At 69.3% G+C, this 17649-nt stretch carries 23 protein-coding genes; 13 read left to right on the forward strand and 10 right to left on the reverse strand.

All coding sequences use genetic code 11. The features are described 5' to 3' along the window. Positions 1-518: 518 nt before the first annotated feature. The 6 genes from ACGFYN_RS41635 to ACGFYN_RS41660 all read left to right on the forward strand — a co-directional run bounded on the left by ACGFYN_RS41635 (position 519) and on the right by ACGFYN_RS41660 (position 5758). Positions 519-1421 carry a hypothetical protein gene (locus tag ACGFYN_RS41635; protein ID WP_393871218.1) on the forward strand — a complete coding sequence of 301 codons (903 nt, stop codon included), beginning with the start codon at positions 519-521 and terminating at the stop codon, positions 1419-1421. Between the two features lie 30 nt (positions 1422-1451). Beyond that, positions 1452-2465 (forward strand): hypothetical protein, encoded by a 1014-nt coding sequence (locus tag ACGFYN_RS41640; protein ID WP_393871219.1) that lies wholly within the window; start codon positions 1452-1454, stop codon positions 2463-2465. Continuing rightward, positions 2462-3499, forward strand: coding sequence for an ImmA/IrrE family metallo-endopeptidase (locus tag ACGFYN_RS41645; RefSeq protein WP_393871220.1), 1038 nt, complete (start codon positions 2462-2464; stop codon positions 3497-3499). The genes ACGFYN_RS41640 and ACGFYN_RS41645 overlap by 4 nt, the downstream gene beginning before the upstream one ends. Positions 3500-3660: 161 nt before the next feature. Continuing rightward, positions 3661-4683: a hypothetical protein gene (locus ACGFYN_RS41650; RefSeq protein WP_393871221.1), complete on the forward strand. Its 1023-nt coding sequence runs from the start codon at positions 3661-3663 to the stop codon at positions 4681-4683. Beyond that, entirely contained in the window at positions 4680-5114 is a 435-nt protein-coding gene (locus tag ACGFYN_RS41655; protein WP_393871222.1) for a hypothetical protein, read from the forward strand. Before ACGFYN_RS41650 ends, ACGFYN_RS41655 begins: the two co-directional genes overlap by 4 nt. Before the next feature lie 74 nt (positions 5115-5188). Further along, positions 5189-5758 carry a hypothetical protein gene (locus ACGFYN_RS41660; RefSeq protein WP_393871223.1) on the forward strand — a complete coding sequence of 190 codons (570 nt, stop codon included), beginning with the start codon at positions 5189-5191 and terminating at the stop codon, positions 5756-5758. 799 nt (positions 5759-6557) lie between these two features. Here ACGFYN_RS41660 and ACGFYN_RS41665 read toward each other — a convergent pair. Then, entirely contained in the window at positions 6558-7184 is a 627-nt protein-coding gene (locus ACGFYN_RS41665; RefSeq protein WP_393871224.1) for an AAA family ATPase, read from the reverse strand. On the opposite strand from ACGFYN_RS41665, the gene ACGFYN_RS41670 reads away from it, so the two are divergent. Both ACGFYN_RS41670 and ACGFYN_RS41675 read left to right on the forward strand, forming a co-directional pair. Further along, on the forward strand, positions 7128-7262 hold the full coding sequence (locus ACGFYN_RS41670; protein ID WP_393871225.1) for a DUF3732 domain-containing protein: 135 nt from the start codon (positions 7128-7130) through the stop codon (positions 7260-7262). The two genes, ACGFYN_RS41665 and ACGFYN_RS41670, sit on opposite strands and share 57 nt — an antisense overlap. Positions 7263-7368: 106 nt before the next feature. Further along, positions 7369-7665, forward strand: coding sequence for a hypothetical protein (locus ACGFYN_RS41675; protein WP_393871274.1), 297 nt, complete (start codon positions 7369-7371; stop codon positions 7663-7665). Here the strand turns inward: ACGFYN_RS41675 and ACGFYN_RS41680 are convergent. Both ACGFYN_RS41680 and ACGFYN_RS41685 read right to left on the reverse strand, forming a co-directional pair. Further along, positions 7646-7789, reverse strand: a complete 144-nt coding sequence (locus ACGFYN_RS41680; protein WP_393871226.1) for a hypothetical protein — start codon at positions 7787-7789, stop codon at positions 7646-7648. The genes ACGFYN_RS41675 and ACGFYN_RS41680 overlap by 20 nt on opposite strands. A 31-nt stretch (positions 7790-7820) precedes the next feature. Continuing rightward, positions 7821-8363 carry a hypothetical protein gene (locus ACGFYN_RS41685; RefSeq protein WP_393871227.1) on the reverse strand — a complete coding sequence of 181 codons (543 nt, stop codon included), beginning with the start codon at positions 8361-8363 and terminating at the stop codon, positions 7821-7823. 238 nt (positions 8364-8601) lie between these two features. Here ACGFYN_RS41685 and ACGFYN_RS41690 point away from each other — a divergent pair, with 238 nt between their 5' ends. Next, the gene (locus ACGFYN_RS41690) at positions 8602-8856 is read left to right on the forward strand and encodes a hypothetical protein (RefSeq protein WP_393871228.1); all 255 of its coding nucleotides are present in this window, start codon (positions 8602-8604) and stop codon (positions 8854-8856) included. 22 nt (positions 8857-8878) lie between these two features. Here the strand turns inward: ACGFYN_RS41690 and ACGFYN_RS41695 are convergent, their stop codons facing one another. From ACGFYN_RS41695 to ACGFYN_RS41725, 7 genes are all read right to left on the reverse strand, one after another. Then, the gene (locus tag ACGFYN_RS41695; RefSeq protein WP_393871229.1) at positions 8879-9664 is read right to left on the reverse strand and encodes an exonuclease domain-containing protein; all 786 of its coding nucleotides are present in this window, start codon (positions 9662-9664) and stop codon (positions 8879-8881) included. After that, complete coding sequence (locus ACGFYN_RS41700) at positions 9651-10217, reverse strand: hypothetical protein (RefSeq protein WP_393871230.1); 567 nt, start codon at positions 10215-10217, stop codon at positions 9651-9653. Before ACGFYN_RS41700 ends, ACGFYN_RS41695 begins: the two co-directional genes overlap by 14 nt. After that, entirely contained in the window at positions 10217-11044 is an 828-nt protein-coding gene (locus ACGFYN_RS41705; protein WP_393871231.1) for a hypothetical protein, read from the reverse strand. Before ACGFYN_RS41705 ends, ACGFYN_RS41700 begins: the two co-directional genes overlap by 1 nt. Continuing rightward, positions 11041-12102, reverse strand: coding sequence for a hypothetical protein (locus ACGFYN_RS41710; RefSeq protein ID WP_393871232.1), 1062 nt, complete (start codon positions 12100-12102; stop codon positions 11041-11043). The genes ACGFYN_RS41705 and ACGFYN_RS41710 overlap by 4 nt, the downstream gene beginning before the upstream one ends. A gap of 1022 nt (positions 12103-13124) precedes the next feature. Beyond that, entirely contained in the window at positions 13125-13325 is a 201-nt protein-coding gene (locus ACGFYN_RS41715) for a hypothetical protein (RefSeq protein WP_393871233.1), read from the reverse strand. Beyond that, on the reverse strand, positions 13322-13558 hold the full coding sequence (locus ACGFYN_RS41720) for a hypothetical protein (RefSeq protein WP_393871234.1): 237 nt from the start codon (positions 13556-13558) through the stop codon (positions 13322-13324). Before ACGFYN_RS41720 ends, ACGFYN_RS41715 begins: the two co-directional genes overlap by 4 nt. Beyond that, positions 13555-13758 (reverse strand): hypothetical protein, encoded by a 204-nt coding sequence (locus ACGFYN_RS41725; RefSeq protein ID WP_393871235.1) that lies wholly within the window; start codon positions 13756-13758, stop codon positions 13555-13557. The genes ACGFYN_RS41720 and ACGFYN_RS41725 overlap by 4 nt, the downstream gene beginning before the upstream one ends. 173 nt (positions 13759-13931) lie before the next feature. Between ACGFYN_RS41725 and ACGFYN_RS41730 the strand changes: the two genes are divergently transcribed. The 4 genes from ACGFYN_RS41730 (at position 13932) to ACGFYN_RS41745 (ending at position 17511) form a co-directional block, all read left to right on the forward strand. After that, positions 13932-14687: a DUF6879 family protein gene (locus ACGFYN_RS41730; RefSeq protein WP_393871275.1), complete on the forward strand. Its 756-nt coding sequence runs from the start codon at positions 13932-13934 to the stop codon at positions 14685-14687. A gap of 15 nt (positions 14688-14702) precedes the next feature. After that, positions 14703-15554, forward strand: coding sequence for a helix-turn-helix domain-containing protein (locus tag ACGFYN_RS41735; protein WP_393871236.1), 852 nt, complete (start codon positions 14703-14705; stop codon positions 15552-15554). A 470-nt stretch (positions 15555-16024) separates the two neighbouring features. Continuing rightward, entirely contained in the window at positions 16025-16384 is a 360-nt protein-coding gene (locus tag ACGFYN_RS41740; protein ID WP_393871237.1) for a hypothetical protein, read from the forward strand. Further along, positions 16381-17511 (forward strand): caspase domain-containing protein, encoded by a 1131-nt coding sequence (locus tag ACGFYN_RS41745; RefSeq protein ID WP_393871238.1) that lies wholly within the window; start codon positions 16381-16383, stop codon positions 17509-17511. Before ACGFYN_RS41740 ends, ACGFYN_RS41745 begins: the two co-directional genes overlap by 4 nt. Positions 17512-17649: the final 138 nt, after the last annotated feature.

A 17649-nucleotide genomic window follows, 5' to 3' on the forward strand; every position in this document is an offset into this window, starting at 1 on the left:
CGTCTATGCCCGAACGGACTCGTTGTGTTCTCCGACAGAGTTAGGCGGTCAACTGGCCTGCTCGTCCGGGTGGGTGCGCACATGTTTTTCTCAGCAGGTGACCAGACATCCGAACGGTCGCCCCCGCAGCGGCCGTTGACCGGGGGTTGTCGGTGTCGCCCAACTCCAATGTGATTGTTGTGGAGTTGGCCTTCTCGGAAGCCCGGTCCGCAGTCGCCGAGAAGCTATCCGGTGGGCGGCGCCACCGGCCGCCACCTGAGCAAGCCCGAACGCTTCCTCGTCATCCTCCGATGGCACCGCAGATTCACCAACTGAAGTGCCTACGCGGCGTTTTCATGTCGGCTCTGTTGAGGTCGAGGCCGCCTCCTCGGGGTCGGACAACGCAAAGCGAGAACGCTCAACATCCTGTGCCAACCCTGCCTCCCGGCGTACGGTTTGCTCATTAAGGGGAGGTACCGGCTATTTCCGTATTCGATGAGCTGCACGACCTTGGGTACTTCGGACCCACATGTCTGTCTTTGATCAACAAGCTGATCAGGGAGGAAGCGCGGCGGCTGCCGGTCCTGGCTCCGCCGGCCGGCTGGCAGGAGGCCGACTGGGAGGATCTGCTGAACGAGTTTCTGGCAGACCGTCTCAAGCCGGTCACCGCCAATCTCCTGGCTCAGGCCAGTGATGACGACAGCGTCGGAAGACTGCTGCGGACGTCAATCCGGTACTGGTTGATCGACCAGTCACGTGAGACTGCAGTCGTATCGTTGGGCCGCTCACTGAAGAACGTGCTGACGGACAGCGACGCCTTCGAAACAGTGCCCTCAGGTGAGGAGGGCGTCGGCAGGTGGCGCTTGTCCGGCACCACGGCGCAGCCCTGGTCGGGCCCCTTCGACCGGCTCATCCAGGCCGCGTATGCCGTGCCGAACGTCAAAATCCCCAAGTGGACCAGTGAAACCCGCCGGGCCCCCGTGGCCGACAGAGCGTCGATCCAGGCAGTGATCCAGGCAGTTCTGTCCACCGCCGCCGGATCGATGGAGGTCGCTCAGCTGGTCGAGGTGTTCACCGCGCGTTTTCCCGTGGTGCTGGATCCGGTTGTCGTTCCGCTCCCGGATGATGAGGGATCGCAGATCACCGCCGATGCGCACGCCTCCGCGGAAGAGATCGCCGTTGCCCGCGAGGACGAGGACAGGGCGGCAACAGCAGGGGCAGGAATCGTGGCCATGCTCAGCCCTCAGGAGCGGCGCATGGTCCCGTATCTAGACCGTCCCGGAGAGATACAGACGCTTTTGGGCTGCGGCCGATCCCAGGCGTATCACCACGCGGCCTGTTTGAAGGAGAAGCTGCGGCAGCTTGTCGGGGACGGCGACGAGGTACGTTCCGTGAGGTTGGAGGTGATCCGGCTGTGCAGCGAAGCGGTGGAGACACGATGAGTTTGGCCAGGGCCGGACACCCTGCCCGTTATGACGTCAGTCGATGGTGGAGGCCTGCTCAGTCGATGGATGCGGGAGGACACCATGAGTGACCCGGGGGTACCGCAGCGTTTCCTGGATCTGGCCCAGCGGGCGCGGGGGCCGCGGGCCTTGTCGGAGGCAGGGCTGAGAGAACGCTTTGGTGATCCGGCTCAGGTGGAGCTTGAGACCGGTCAGGTGTGGCGGGCGCGCTGGGACGGGGTCAGCATGCTCGTGCTGGTCTTGGATGTGGACGCCCGTGAGGTGAGGACGGTACCCGTCACGATCGACCCGCCGGGTGAGGACGAGACCAGCGTGGTGGTGGACGGATCACGTACCGCGTTCGGCGTCGACGCCACTGTGTGGGCGGGCCTGGTCTCGAGCATCCCAATGCGAGTCCTTGAGCGCGTGGTGGATGCCTGGGACGACGACATCGTGGGGTGCACTGCGGCTCGGGCACAGAACCGGCCGGGGCCGGCTGTCGCTGGGATACGCGAGGGGCAGTCGATCCGTTCCGCCTTGGAGCCGGCCGCCGAGATGCGAGCCGGCCTCGCCGATGATCTGGCATACCTGCGGCGTGCGCCTGGCCTGCCGGTTGGGGAGAGAGGACGCCCGGCCGGAACCCTGGCGTCGTTGCTCGGTGACCGGCTGGACTTGAGGGCGCTGTGTGCCGCCTTGCAGCTGCCGCAGCCGGAGGTCATGAAGCTGCTTCGAGGCAAAACGCCGCTGCCGCCTGACCAGATCGACACCATCGCCTCGGCCACCGGGCTGCCCGCGGAGCAGATCGCCGGTACGGTCCGTCCGTTGCCTGCTGATCTTGTCCATGCCGTGGAGCACCCGCGGTGGCGCTCCGTTTGGGTACGCCGTGCCCGGCGTCTGGGGGTCAGTGAGACCCAGGCACGCCTCTCGGGCGGTTACGGCACCTTCGCCCTGGCCGCTCGCCAGACGGGCGGCGGGTCGGCCGATTGGGATGCCCGTCTGAGGCAGTTCCTTGGCGCCGAGGACGGCTCGAAGGACAGTCCATGACACAGCGCCGGTTCACCGAGGAGGCTCCGCGTCAGGCGGAGGCGATGATCTCGACTCTCGAGCGGCTGCACCCCGGGGTGCTGGAAGCGCTTCGCGCGGATCCGCTGGCCGAGCTACACCGCTGGACGGACATCCGGGTGTCCTTGGAGGCCGAATCGAATGGCAGTGGCCGGTGTTCGGTCGCTGGCAGCTACCGGGCGGAGACCAATCCCCCGACTCTGGTAGTCGGGGCGGCCCGCTCGCTTCGGCGCCGGGGGTTTACCGGCCTGCACGAGCTGGGGCACCACCTTCAGCAGACCGACCCGGCGTTGGGGCAGCGCCTGTTCGACTGGGAGGATTCGGAGGCCTTCGAGGAGGCGGCGTGCGACGCATTCGCTGGGCGCATCCTCGTGCCGGATGACCGGATTGCCCAGGGCGTACGGCGTCGAGGGCCCTCCGCCGACGATGTCGTCGCCATGTTCCGCACGTCCCAGGCGTCGCGTGAGGCGTGCTGCGTGCGCGCAGCGCAGTATCTGGTCGGCGGCGCGGTCGTGCTGCTCGACACCGCGGGTCAGGTGCTCTTCGCCGCGGCTCACGGCATGATCCCGCCGGCCCGGGGCTCCGACCAGTCCGGGACGCCGCTCGTCTCCGCGGCCCTGCGCACCCGCGCGACGATCGAGCGGGACAAGACGTTCGTGGTCTACCGGTCCGGCGGGCGCAGCAGTCTGTTGTACGGGCAGGCGGCCTGGTGCGACGAGGACTACCTGATCGCGGTGCTCGCCGAGGACAGCGTGGCCTGGCGAGCCTTCACGGCGCCGCGCCCAAGTACCGGGAGATCTCGGTTCGGTTCTTGGTGGGAGTGCGAGACGTGCGGGGAGTCGTTCAAGATCACAGAGTCGGCGTGTGCGGAGTGCGGCGAGCCCCGGTGCGGGCAGGGGCACTGCGGCTGTACGACTGCCAGGAGGCAGAGCGACCGTCCCTGCGAGCGCTGCTTCATGGTCCTGGCTCCGTCCCGGTTCGAGGGCGCGAGCACGGTCTGCCGGGACTGTTCCTGACCTGCTCGGGCGTCGCCCCGCGACGGGGTTTTGAGGGGTGTCCGGACGATCTCGACGGTGTGACGTCAGAGGAGGGTGAGCCGCTGAATGGCGGTTCCGCCCGGGGTAGGTCCCGGGCGACGTGTGGCGCCCGGCGCCCCGCACCTGATTGGACAACCGTCATGGGACATTCCGAAGACATCCTCAACGACATCCGCGGCCAGATCGACGCCCACCCACAGCCGCTCGCGGAGGCCCGCACGCGGCTGGACCTGGTCTGCTCGAGCGCCATCGGCTTCACGGGCGCATTGCGGACCTACCGCAGTGGTTCGCTGCCCCAGCACACCTTCATCCACCCGGTCGGCGACGGCGACGGCGGTGTCGTCCTGGACCGGCGCGTGTACCCGCGGCTCGGGCCGGATGGGGGCGGCGAGACACCGGCCGACATCACCGGCGAGCTGTGCGCGCTGCTCGGCCCCGCGGTGCGCAAGGTCTACTCGAAGGCTCGCTGCGGCACCTCCAAGCGCGGCCCGAAAATCACGTTCGGGCAGCCGGTGGACGGCCAGGACCCGACTGTGGACCTGGTGGTGGCCCTCACCCGGAAGGAGGGGGCCGGGTTGTGGATCCCGAACCTGGAGACCAACCGGTGGGAGGCGTCCGACCCGGAGCGCCACGTGGAGCTGTTCACCGGCGGGGGGCTGTCGCTGCGCCGTACGCGCCGGCGAGTGGTGCGCCTGCTGAAGGCGTGGAACAAGCAGTACGGCCAGCCGGGCTTCTCCTCGCACAACCTGACGGTCTGGGCGTGGGAGTTCGTCGAGCTGGGGATGGGCATGGCGAAGGCGCTGAGCACGGTGCTGTCCAAGGCCGCGGCCCGGGTGGAGGCCGGTGTGGCCACCAAGGACCCAGCCGGGGTCTCACCGAACGTGAAGCTGCTGGTGGGGCGTGAGATTGCGGCCCGACGGCTGCGCAGCGCAGCGGACGGCGTGGCCGAGGCGCTGGCGGCGGACGATGACCGCGACGCGGTGCTGTCGGCACTGTCGCGGGTGTTCTACCGGTACGTGGACGCCCCGGCGGCTGACAGCCTCACGGGCAAGATCGCGGCGCTGAGGCAGTCCTCCCCCGTCACAACGGTGACGCTGGGCCTGGGCGGGCCGGCGGCCGCCGTACGTCCCACCCGGGCCTACGGCGACGGACATCACGCATGACACGTCGCCCCGCGTGGCGGGCGCCGGCCTGGTATGCCGGGCCGGCGGCTCGCATCGGCTTCCAGCACCGGCTGGCCGCCTGCGGCCAGCCGGTCAGGGTCATCAAGCCGCCGCGCCGCTACCGCGGCGGCTTCGCCCTGGCCGTCCGGCTGCATGTCCCCGACGTCGCCGAGCAGACGGTCTCGATCGTGTTCGACCCGGCGGCTCCCGAGGTGCCCTATGTGTACACCGACGGACCGTCCGAGTCGCCCCATCGGTACGCCGATGGGGCGTTGTGCATGTGGTATCCCTACGATGCGCCCGAGCAGCGCTGGATCCGCGACGACGGGCCAGCTGCCCTGCTGGGGCATATCGTGGCCCATCTGCTGCGCGAAGAGTGGTGGCGCAGCACAGGCGAGTGGCCCGGCCAGGAGGCTCCCCACGGCACGTGAGCGGCGTGCCCAGTACCGGTTTGGAGGTCGCAATGGCGCCCACGCAGACGGCAGTTCCATCCCCGGTCCCCTCCATGTCGACGGCCACCATGGTTCCCTCCGCGCCGCCTGCGGCCCCCTCCTCGCTCGCCTCCGACGCGGTCTTGCCGGCCGTGGTGTCCGGGGCGTTCCTCGCCGCCATGCTCACCGCGACCATCAACATCTGGCTCGCCCGGCGAAAGAGCCGAGAAGAGGAACACAACCGGCTACGGACTGCCTTCGCCGAGGCCTTCGCCGTCCACAGCGCCTACAAGGAGATGCCCTACGCCATCCGGCGCCGACGCTCCGACGCCCCGGCCGAGGAGCGAGTGCGGCTGTCGGAAGCACTGCGGGAGATCCAGGCCAGCCTCTCCTATCACCTCGCCTGGACGAAGATCGAATCCGAGACGGTAGGCGATGCCTACGCGGCACTCGTCCAGGAACTACGCAAAACGGCCGGGGTAGCCATGCACGCGGCCTGGGAAGCCTCGCCCATCGAGAGCGACTCAGACGTGAACATTCCACCCACTGTGATCGACCTCAGCGCGCTGCAGCCGCTGGAGACTGCCTACATCGCTGCCGTCCGGGCACACCTGCGCACGCGCACACCGTGGTGGTACCGGTAAAGGAACCGCGCACCACGCCAGCATCAAGTTTCGGGGCGCTCAAGGACCGCCGTCCGCGTCGATGCGATGGGTGAGTTGGTCGATGTAGGTGTCCAGGAGCGGTTTGAGGTGGCGGTAGTAGTGGCTGCCGGTCTGGAGATCGCAGGCAGTTTTGCTTCCTTGCCGACGCCAGGTGGGGGAGGGCAGCGGGGTCTTGGGCGATGTCGGCGGGGCAGGGTGAGAGACGGATTTCGCCTTCGGTGGCCCGCGCCCAGATGTAGGTGGTGACGGCGAGCCGCTTGCGGTCGTCGGTGATGGCGTCATTGCTCGGCGGGATGGGGAGGCGGGCGAGCATGACGTCCCAGTGTTCGGCGGCGGGCGAAACAGGGGACTTGGCATCCGTGTCTGCTGCCCGAGAAGACGATCCCAAGCCCGCCGCTCCTGGCCTCGGCCCGGCCGCGGCGCTACCCCCCAGCAGCTGCCGGACCCGCCGGAACGCCGAGCAGCGGTACCGCGGGCGTCGGTGAGCAGCAGGCGGAGTACCGGCGCGGCTGCTGGCGGCGGCCGTCTCCTCGGCCCGGCTGATATGCCACAAGGACACCTGAGCGTTCCTGGTGGAGAAGTCCCTCACGCACGCTCACTTCCGGCTGCCGGACCGGATCGGCGACACCGACGACGGACCAGATCGACACCCATCTCTCCGGCCGTTTCCTGCTCGCCGTGCTGGTCACCGCCCAGCGCATCCTCGACCAGCCCGCCGACGACGATCTGGCCGCCTGGGCCCTCGCCCACGCCATTCACACCCGCACCCACCAGGCCGTCACCGCCGCCAGCACCGAGCGCTCCCCCGACGGCGACGTGACGACCATCCCTCGACCGCTGGCTGACCGCCTCCTCTCCTTTCTCCAAGCGCCTCACCGGCGGTCGTTCCTACGGTGAGGCGCCCAGGTTGGCTGAAGGCCCAGCGCAGCATGCCTTGGTCGACGCGAGTGCGGCCGGTGCGGGCAAGTGCGGTGCGGGTGTGGGCGGTCAGTCTCGCCCAGGCGCGGAAATTGCCGTGCGCGGCGCGGCTGTCGGCGAAGGTGATGTCGTCGGAGTCGGCGTCGGCCCAGATCGGGTGGAACAGGGGGATGGTCTCGAGGACCTCGCCGGAGGTGAGGCGGGTGAAGTGCCAGATAAAGATGCGGGAGGAGAGCATCGCCTCGCGGCGCAGCACGGTGTGGCAGCCCTCGCCGCCGACGAAGATGACCGCGAGCTGGGTGGAGGGGTCGTCCCACAGGTAGCGGAAGTATTCGAACGCCTCCCCGTTGAGCCACTGAGCCTCGTCCACCAGGAAGGTGCGGGGGCGTTCGGCCAGGGCGGTCTTGAGCCGGCGGTCGAACTCGCTGGGGTGGCGCGGGCGCTGGTCGGGCAGGTCGAGTGCGGCGAGAACTGGGTCGGCTACCACCTCGTCGCCCACCTGGCCCTGCGCCGCTACTTCACCCTCCACCAGCGACCCGTGCCCCGCATGCTCCTCCTGGACTAGGTCATCCAGCCCTTCTACCCCTCCGAGGTCGCCAAGGACAGCGGCAACCCGGATCTCATCCGCTCCGACGCCGACCGGCAACACCGTCCGCGGCATGTTCGAGCTGATGTACCGCTTCACCAACGACCTCGCCCCCAACTTCCAGCTCATCGTCAACGACCACGCCAACCTGCCCGCCCAGTGGTGCCCCGGCCAGTGGTGCCAAGATTGCATCCGCTACACCTGGCGCAACGGCGAGGCCCTCGTCCCCAAGCCTGGATCGACAAGCACGCCAGCTAGGCGTACTGGGCCGTTGATTCGAGGGCTGCGGACCCATCTCATCTTCGTCCAGTGCAACTCCGGTCGCTGGTTCAGGATTTACCGGCCCAGGAGACTTCGCCGGCCTACTCGCCGACGACCTTGAAGGCCGCCGCGGCGGCGGATACGACGACGACGCCCGATACCGCAGCACCCTGACCGAGGCCGCGGTCAGGCGCCAGCGGATCGAGGAACACCGGCGAAGGCAGGAGGGCAAGGACAGCTGACACCGACAGCCCCTGGCCAGGCGAGGTGATCCGATTACGGGTGCTCCGTTCCCAGAGCCGCCCGCGCGGCCTGCTGAAAAGCACGGTCCGGAGCACGTTTCGCCTGCCACGCCTGCTTGAAGCACTCGTCGCATTCAGCGAGCCGACCGTGCCCCTCACGCAGAGCCGCAGCAAACCACTCGATCCCGGCCATCTCCCACTCGTACATAGCCACGCGCAGCTCGTCGGCCGCCTCCGCAGCCGCGACCGGCCCGGCGACGGCAACAGCCGCGATCGCCGTACTGAACTGGACCCACGCTTCGTGCGCCTCGGCGAACGACGCACGCCATTGCGTCGGCGTGGACTGCTCGTCCCGAACCCGGTCGGCGAACCGCCACCACGCCGCCGACAACAGTTTCGTGCTCGCGATCAACGCGCCGTACGCCTCCCGGCGTGCGGCCTCGCGCCGATGCTCCCGCTCGGCCTGCAACTGCCGTTGCTGCTGGCGCCACTGGCCGGCCACCGAGACCCAGCCGCCGGCCACGGCTCCCAGCACGCCGATCGCCGCGCCCACCACTCCCGCCACGCTCGCGTCCATGACCGCGCATTACACCGTGCTGCCGCACCTGTGGCCAGAGCGTCTTCGAGGACCGGCCCCCAGACACCGTCCCTGTGGCGGCGTCTCGACGCCTGTTCGGTTACCCCGTGTCGGAGGTCTTCGAAAGCACCATGGAGCGCTACGCCTTGATGCCTGTGCCCGCAGCGAGCAGGATCCAGAGCCTCGCGGGTCGTAGAGCGCGTGCACGGATTGCAAGGCCGATTCGAAAGGACCGATTGTGCCCGGACCCGATCTGCCGCCCGCACCCGCTCTGATGACGGTCGACGCGCTTTTGAACCGATGGCCCACCGGAGCCCAGAAGGTGGAGCTGTCCTCCGGCGTGCTGCTCTTCACGGGCGACTTCGACGAGCGCGACCTGGCTATCGCGCGGCGTACCTACCCTGGTCGGCGTCCCGTTCTGAACGTCGCCGGCGGCCTGGAGGTTCACCCTGCGGGAGAAGGTGAACCGATTCCTGTGGTGAGCGGCTCGTGAACGCCCGCCAGCTGGTCGCCTGTCATCGGACCTGCTCAAGTGTGGTCAGCAGGAGTCGGCAGTTGGTGACTGCCTCGTAGCTGCTGCCCAGGGGCTGACACCGGTAGGAGCGGTGGCGGGCTGACCACAGTCCTTTCCATGTGGCGTACGGCCCCATCGCGTCCGCCCACGTGCTCTTCCCAAGCCAGGCCCGGGCTCGCGTTGTACAGCGGAAGTACCGGTGCAGCTCGCGTTCCAGGACGCGGCGGTCGAAGGCTGCGTTGTAGGTGAGGCAGCGGCGGCCGTGCATGAGTTGGGCGAGGTGCGGAACGAACGCGGCGAAGGGCGGCGCGGCTGCTGCCCGCTGCTGGGTGATGCCGTGCAGCGCGGTCGCTGCGGGGGCGACGTCGGCGAGCGGGTTGAGGTGCTCGTTGAAGAGCACGTTGCCGTGGCGGTCGGTCAGGCCGATTTGCACTGCCCAGGGCTCGGTGAGCGTGGTGGTCTGCACGTCGAGCACGACCAGGCGCGGATCGGCGAGGACGTTGCGTGCCCACCGGCCCACGCGTTCATGGTCTGCGGGCCAGGTGGCGGGCCGGCGCAGCGCGCGGACGGCGTCGTCCAGGCGCAGGTGCTGCTCCTTCAGTGACTGGACGTGCCAGTGCCGGCCGCTGTCGAACTGGGCATGGACGGTGCCGAGGTAGCAGGTGTCCTCGTAGACCGCCCAGGTCGGCCGGTCGGTGTCGCCGGGCCGGACGAAATGGGCGGCCCTGGCGTCAACGGTGCGGGTGAAGAGGTGGCTCGGGTGGAGGGGGAGGTCAGGCGAAGGCATGGTCGGGCGCCTTGGAGATGAAGGGGGTGAGGGGAAGGTCGTGCGCCATCCAGTTGTGGAAGGCCTCCGCGGTGTAGAGGACACCGCTGCCTGAGAGGCGGCCGGGCTGTTTGGGATGGCACCGATTGATCCGCAGGACCAGGTGCAGGCCGTCGGCTTGCTGGGACTCCCCGAGGTCGAGGTGGACCGGTCGGCGGCAGGCGTCGAGGGTCTCGCGGGGCCTGCTCCAGGCGAAGTTGACGTGCTCTCGCCCGGGAATCAGGGCGAGGCGGAGGCGGCCGCGGCGGTGGGCGTCGCAGGCGTCGAAGAGCCACACCATCGTGCCGTAGACCCGCTCGCGGAGTTCGATGTCGACGCGGGACAGGTGCCCGTCCTGCAACTCCACGATGTGCCCGGAGGGAGTCAGGACGTCGCCTTCCAACTCGCCGCGTGGCACGAACTGCTGGTTGCTGCTCAGCCCGGTGCGCCAGCCCTGGTTCCAGAGGCCCTCGCCACGTACACGGGAGGGGCCGAAGGATGCCCCGCACTTGGGGCACCGGGTGAGCGAGGGCATTAGACCGCCTTGAGCTGGGTGTCCAGCCAGGTCACCGTGTCCGTGGTGAGGCCGAGGTCCTCCGGCGTGCGGCCGGCGGCACGCAGGACTCCCGCGATACTCGTCTCGGTGCGGTGCGTGTTGATCAGGTCCTCCAGGACGGCGTCGGCTGCCTCGACGCGGTCGAGGAAGTCCATCTCGTCCTGCTGCACGCGCATCTGCCGGGCCGCATCCGACTGGACGTCGTAGAGGCGCCGATGCTCGGTCTGGGCCTTTTTGCGGCGGGCGGGAACGCTGGCCCTGTAGTCGGACCAGTGGACGATGAAGAGAGTCCCCTGGCGGCCGATGCCGGTGTTCTGGTCGTCTCCCTGGGCGCGGCCGCCGCCGCAGCCCCCGGTGACGGTCACGGTCGGTCCCTTGGTACCGGTCCTCCCGGTCCCGGGTTCTGGACTGCCCGTCCCCGTCGTGTCCCGGCCTTCTTCGCCAGATGCCTTCTGGCCCGGCGTGCCGTCCGGAGTGCCGGTCGTGTCCATGGCGCTCTCGGTGGTGTCCGGGCCCGTCTGGATGACCGCGCAGCGGGCCTGGTCGTACTTCAGGTACTGCTGCTCGATGTGCTTGCCGGCGGGGGCGTTGGGGGCGAAGTAGTGTTCGGCCACCCGGAAGGCGTGGTCGATGCCCTCACGTTGGTTCATGAGGATCAGTTCGCCCATGACCTTGCGGAACTCGTAGGCACTGTCGCCTGCCTTCGCACTGGCCTCGTCGCCGATGCCGGCCAGCCAGTGAGCGGTGTCGGGCGGGTAGCGGTCGAAGAAGAACGGGGCGTTGTCGCCGGGGACGTCGTTGTTCATGCGGTCGTGCTCTCTACGAGGCGCAGGCCTCCGGGCTTGCGCGCGTTGGTGATGGTGGCAGCCCACTGGGCTACGTCGTCGGCGAGGTAGGTGACGAGCTGGAGGAGGTCGTCGTCGGCGTTGGCGGCGACCTTGTCGGCGGGGTACCAGTCGGTGACGAAGGCGTTGAAGCGGCCAACGGCCCGGGCGAAGTCCTGGCGCCACTCGGCCAGCAGTAGTTCGTCGCTGGGCCGGGTGCCGCCGAGGACTTGGACAAGCTCACGGAAGACGGCGTCCCCCGGCTTTTCGTCCGGCGCCTCGTTGTCCGGGTCGTGCAGGGCGGCTTCCTGCGCGGTCGCCTGGATCAGGTCCGGGTCCTCGCGCAGCACGGCGCGGGCCAGTGCGGGACGCTGGACGAGGTAGGCGGCGGTGACGGCGCGGGTGGCCTCCTCATCGGCCTTCACCGCGCCAAGGATCGCCTCGCGGACCTCGGGCCGGCGGGCTTCGAATTGGTGGACCGTGGTGACAACCGCCTTGCGTTCGGACTCGGCACCGGGACGGCGGCTGGGCCGGATCGACTTGCGGACGGCCTTGAGGTAGTCGGCCTCGGTGACTTCGAGGACGTCGTTCTGCTCGGCCAGGTCCATCAGGCCGAGCAGGACCGCGACCTTCTCCTCGAACTGCTCCTCGTCGAAGGTGCCTGGGTCGCTGCTGAGGGCGACCTGGTACAGCGTGGTGAACGAGACGTACACCTTGGAGCCCAGAACGGGCTGGCGCTGCTGCGGCTTCCAGCGGTGGGCCAGCAGGCGGCACTTACGCAGTGTGTGGGGCGACCACTCGAGCCGCGCGGTGAGCACATCGAGCTGCGCCTCCGTGGCATAGCGGGATCCGGGCTTCGCCGGTGGCCCGTACTTCGCCACGAGCCAGTCGCCGACCGTGAAGCGCGTGGCCCTGAATTCCCGGGCCGTGGTGGAGCCACGGGTGACGATGCGTTCGATCTCCTCGAACTCCGCCGGTGTGCAGCCGGCTTCATCCGCGGCTTGGGGTTCGGTCCAAAACGACGTGGACGGCGTGGTCATCCTCATGCCCTCCGGGTGGGGAGGCCGCCCGCACCGGACAGCCGGGCACGGAGAGTAGTCACGCTCCCGGCATGCTTACCTTGGCTGATGATCCGTTTGGGGTGGGTCGAGAGCGGCATCCTGCGCGCGAGGCATCAACCCGGCGAACGGAAAGATCACCTCAGGGGGTGAACTGGGCCGTCGGCACCGGCCTCCACAGCATGCCTGGCATAGTCACAAGCCGTCGCCCACAGCCAGCGCCGAGCGAACGGATGCCAGGCCACGGCGGCTGCCTCCGCGTTCGCTGCGGCATAGCCCCACAGCTCCCGCCGTAGCCCCAAGCACTGCTGCTCAGCGACGCGCAGGCATCCGGCGAGTTCCCGGATGTGCAGCTCCACGGGCGAACAGGGAACACAGAGAGATACGGGTGCGGGGCAAGAGGCGGATTCCTGGATCATGGGGCCCACTCTGCCGGGATCCGCCGCGATCCGGACGCCGATCAACTCGGCCACCGTCCGCCACACTGGCCGAGTGAGAGGTCACCCGCTGCGAGTGACCGCGGCTCCCCGGCAAAGGCCCCGTCGGCTCACGCCACGGACGCCCTGCCCCCAACCATGACGGCCTCAACCCCGACCACAAGTCCGACCACAACAGGTCACAGCGTTGCTCAGACCGTCCGGCGGGAACCTGCGCAATCGGTCGCCGGCTGTGCATCAGGTGAAGCAGGCACTCGGGGGCGGTGCGCAGATCTGCGCACCGCAGCGGACCCTGCGTGCGGGGTTTTGCGTCATGGTCGCGGCAGCGAATGCACAGCCGATGCGCAGACCTGCCGCCGTGCGCAGCGGGCTCCATTCCACTGCCGTGCGCGATGCCCGGCCGGGCTTGAGCGTCTGTGTGTCCGTTGCCGGTGTTCGTCGTTGAACCGGCGAGGCGCACGAAGGCCACGAAGACATAGCCCTGTCCGTCCGCCACGGGGGCAGGCAGGCGGAGCCGTTGGGTCCGCTCCGGCCTGCTCGAGGCTGCCGGCCGGAGCGGCCGGGGGCTCAGCCCTGCATCTGCGCGGCCCAGATGCGGGTCATGATGCGCAGCAGGGTCGAGTCGACCATGTCGACGAGGTCGGCGTGCTCACGATGCGCCCAGACGTCCCAGCCGGGGCCGCTCATGGCCTCCTCGTGCCACAGGAACACCGCGTCGTTGGGGGTGGTGATCTCCTCGTCGCAGGCGCGGCAGACGCGCACGGTCATGCGAAGGTCCCTTTGCTGCCGGCCGCGTTGAGGGTGCGGGCGCGCTCGCGCAGGGCGGTGCGCCGTTCGGCCTGTATGGCGGGGCGGATGCGAGCGGGGTCGGCGTCCCACTCGCGCCCGCCGGCCATCGGGCGCTGCCGGATGCAGGAGCCTTCGTGGCTCATGACATGACCGAGGTTGCTGGTCTGGGTGTCGACGACCAGGGCGCCGTGCCGGTGTTGTGCTGTCCTCATGCGCGGCTCCCTCGTCCCAGCGCGTCTGCCAGCCGTTCGGCCACGTCGGCGCGGACGCGTCCCAGCTCGACGAGGTTCAGGTCGGGGTGGGCGACGTCGACGCCGAGGGACGGGAGGACGATCCCCTCCTCGGTGAGCGCCGCCCGCAGGGACTTCACTGCCGCGCGCGGGCCGGCGTCCCGCCCTCTGGTCGTAGCCATGAACGAGACGGTAGGGAGGGGCAGTTGACCCCCGCTACGGCCTTTTCTCGATTTTTCTCACACGCCTGCTTGCTTCCCTCGATTTTTCTCACGAAGGTGGGAGAGTGCCATGGCCGCAGGCTCCGGACGTGGTGATGCTGTGGTGGCAGGTCCCCACCGAAAGGACTCCGATCATGGCCCGACGGCTGCGCTTCAACGGCACCGGCAGCGGCGAGGGAAGCTGCCCCGCCGTGCACGAAGACCTCGACACGGGCGAGGTCATCGTGCACGGACCGCGCCTGACCGACCCCGCCGCCCTCGCCCAGCTCCAGCACCTCGACGAGAACGAGATCCCGATCGTGATGCCGCGCAACACGCTGATCGACTTCGGCCCGAAGGAGCGCGATGAGAAGCCGCGCCTGTTCACGCCGGAGCAGTTCGCCCGGCTCTTCGACAACTTCCAGCACAGCGCCTGGCATCTGGAGATGCGGCGGCGCTACGCGGTCGACGAAACCACCGACACCTACGCCCAGTTCGTCCGGGGCGAGCAGCCGACGTGGGACCTCGACACCCCGTGGGCCCGCACCATCCGCGCGAAGACCGACGACGGCGCGTACGTCGGCCGGGTCCGCATCGTCGACCAGCCGCCCACCACGGGCCAGCTGTACCTGCTCGCGCACGGGGAGAAGAACGCCGCGCTGGGCGAGGACGTGCGCACCCTGTGGCGCGAGCAAGCCGAAGGCGCGGGCCTGCCCGACGAGGACTTCTGGATCTTCGACTCGCACATCGTCGCCCGGTGCCTCTTCGACGAGGACGACCGCCTCACCGGCGCCGAGCTGATCACCGAGCCCGCGCGGGTGAACCAGTACAACCGGCTGCGGGACGTTGCGCTGCACCACGCGATCCCGTACAAGGAATTCGCGGCGCGGATGACCGCCAAGGAGGCGTAGAGCAGGTGTGCACCGGTGAGCACGGACTACCAGCAGGCCCGCGAAGCCCTCGGCATGCGACTGCGGGAACTTCGCCTCACAGCACCTGACGGCCGGCTCACCGGCAGCGCCCTCGCCCAACGGCTCGGCTGGCCAAACTCCAAGGTCTCCAAGCTGGAACTGGGCAAGCAGACCGCCACACCCGAGGACCTGCACCAGTGGGCCCACGCGTGCGGCCAACCCGCCTCGTATGAGGAACTGCGGGCCCGACTCGCCGGCTTCGAGTCGCACATCCGCTCCTGGCGCAGGCAGCTCGTCGCCGGCCACAAGCCCGTACAGGACGCCCACAACCAGGCCCAGGCGAACTCGACCGTGCTGCGCGCCTGGGAGTCCTCCTGGATCGTCGGCGTCCTGCAAACCCCCGACTACGCCCGTGCCGTGCTCACCCGCTCCGCCGAACTGCACCAATCCCCCCGCGACATCGAGGAAGCGGTCCGGGCCCGCATGAAGCGGCAGGAGCTCCTCTACACCACCGGCAGGCGCTACCACATCCTGCTCTGGGAACCGGTACTGCGCACCCTCGTCTGCCCGCCCTCCGTCCTCGCCGCCCAACTCGACCGACTTACCGGCATCATCGGCATGGACACCGTCCACCTCGGCATCGTCCCCCTCACCGCCCGCCTCAAAATCCCACCCGGCCTCGGCTTCTGGATCTACGACGACCGCCAGGTCGTCACCGAAACCTGGCACGCCGAACTATGGCTCGACGACAACGACACCCTCGCCCTCTACCAACGCACCTGGAAAACACTCGAACAAACCGCCGCCTACGGCACCGACGCCCACCACCTCATCAACACCGCACGAAAAACACTCCCCCCACACTGACCAGCACATCTGCAGGGCAGCAGATGCCAGGTGATGTCGGCTCGTGCTGAGGCATGGTCGAGGGCGCGGCGGGCCAGGGCCACGATGGTGGCAAAGCCTATGGGCTCGTTGGGATGGGGTCCGCGGGGGACCAGCACGTTGCACGGGCCGCCGCCAATGGTCAGCAGTGGCAGGCTCTCGCCCTCCCGTGTCCCGCGACGGATATCCGGCACAGCTGCGGGCGGGCGGCCGCCAGGGCCTTCACCTCGGCCTGGAGCTCGTGCCACGTCGGCGGCCGCGGCGGCAGCGCATAGCCGACGGTCGGGACGTTGTCGTTGCGCCATTGGCAATCGTCGTCCTCTCTCCCCCCGCATCCAGCTCTTGCCAGCGCTTGATGAGGAGCTTCGGTGTTCGAGTGTGGGTGCCCGGGTCTGTCGGCTGGGCAGGATCTGGCGAGATGATGCCCGGCAGGCGCGTGGGGAGGGAAGCTGGTGCAATTTCAGGTAAGGGTGGCGTCCGGTCAGGAAGGTGAACTGCGTTCACTGCAGGGGTGGTTGCGCAATGAGCCGGCGACGCGCGCAGCAACGGTGTCCTTGGGTGGGACAACGCCCGCGCCGGGCTCGATGGGTCAGCTGTTCGACGTGCTGGAGTTCGTGACGGGGAACGGCTGGAGCGCGGCATCGTTCGTGCTGTCGGTGCTCGCCTGGCGGCAGACCAGGCCCCGGCCGCCGCGGGTGGTGATCCGGCGCGGTGAAGTGGAGATCAGCTTGGCCGAGGGCAGCGAGGAAGAAGTACGCGCGCTGGTGGCCGCCCTGGAGCAGGGTGATGACACACCGCGGCAGACGTCGTGAGCGCGCTGCCCGATCCGGCGCTGTCGCGGGCTGTGCTCATCGGGGTCAGCGGCTACGTTCATCTCGAGCCGCTGCCGGCGGTGGCGAACAATCTGCCCGCCCTGGCCGCGGTGCTCACCAGCAGTGGCCTCTGGAATCTTCCGCCCGGCCACTGCACGGTGGTGGCCGAGCCGGACAGCACCCCGGCGATGCTGGACGCAGTGCAGCAAGCCGCCGAGGCGGCCGAGGACACGCTGCTGGTCTACTTCGCCGGCCACGGGCTGCTCGATGGCCGCGGTGAGCTCTTCTTCGGCCTGCCCCGCTCCACCGCCGGGCGCAGTCACACCGGGGTGACCTACCAGGCGCTGCGCGAAATCCTGGCCGACGCCCGGGCTCAGCGGTTCGTCATCATCCTCGACTGCTGCCTGAGCGGGCGGGCGCTGGGCTCGATGAGCAGTGACGAGATGCTCGCCGACCAGGCGGAGATCGAGGGCAGTTATCTGCTGGCGGCAGCCCCCGACAACGGTCTCGCGCTGGCCCCGCCGGGCGAAACGCACACCGCGTTCACCGGGGAGCTGCTACGCATTTTGCGCGACGGGATTCCCGGCACTGCCCGGGACCTGGATCTGGACCTGGTCTACCGGCACCTGCGCGCCGCGCTCAGCGCACGCGGGCTGCCGCAGCCGCAAAAACGCGTCCGCAACACCGCCGGACGGCTCATCCTCGCCCGCAATCACGCCTACCGGCCGGCACCGGCCGACGGGCCCGCCGACCCGGCCGGCGCCACATGGCCCGACCCCGAGCAGTGCCACACCCCGCGCGCGTTCCTGGAGGCGCTGGCCGAAGTGCGAGCCGTCAGCGGCCACACCCTCACCGCGCTCAGCCAGCGCGCCGACCCGCCCCTCTCCGCGGGCAGCATCAGCGCGCTGCTCAACCGCCCCACCCTGCCCAGGACATGGAAGACCACCAGCATCTACCTCACCGCCTGCGGTCTGCCGCCCGAGCAGGCCCAGGCCTGGAAAACGGCCTGGGAACGGCTGCGGGCCACCGAGCCGGCGCCCCGCCCCGTCGTCGCTTCTGCCGCCGGCGCCGAACCCGCGGCCCGCGGTTGGCGGGCCCGGTTGGGCCGCGGCAAACGCCGACGGTAAATCCGGCTGGGCAAGCCGCCGTTATCGGCCCGCCGATGCCGAGGACGCCGGTGCGGATGGCCGGTCCGTGCTGCCCTGGGCATCCGAGCCATGGGAGAACAGCCCCATCCAGGCACCCACTGCCAGCAGTCCGCCCAC

Source organism: Streptomyces sp. NPDC048419 (assembly GCF_043200415.1).
Classification (GTDB): domain Bacteria; phylum Actinomycetota; class Actinomycetes; order Streptomycetales; family Streptomycetaceae; genus Streptomyces.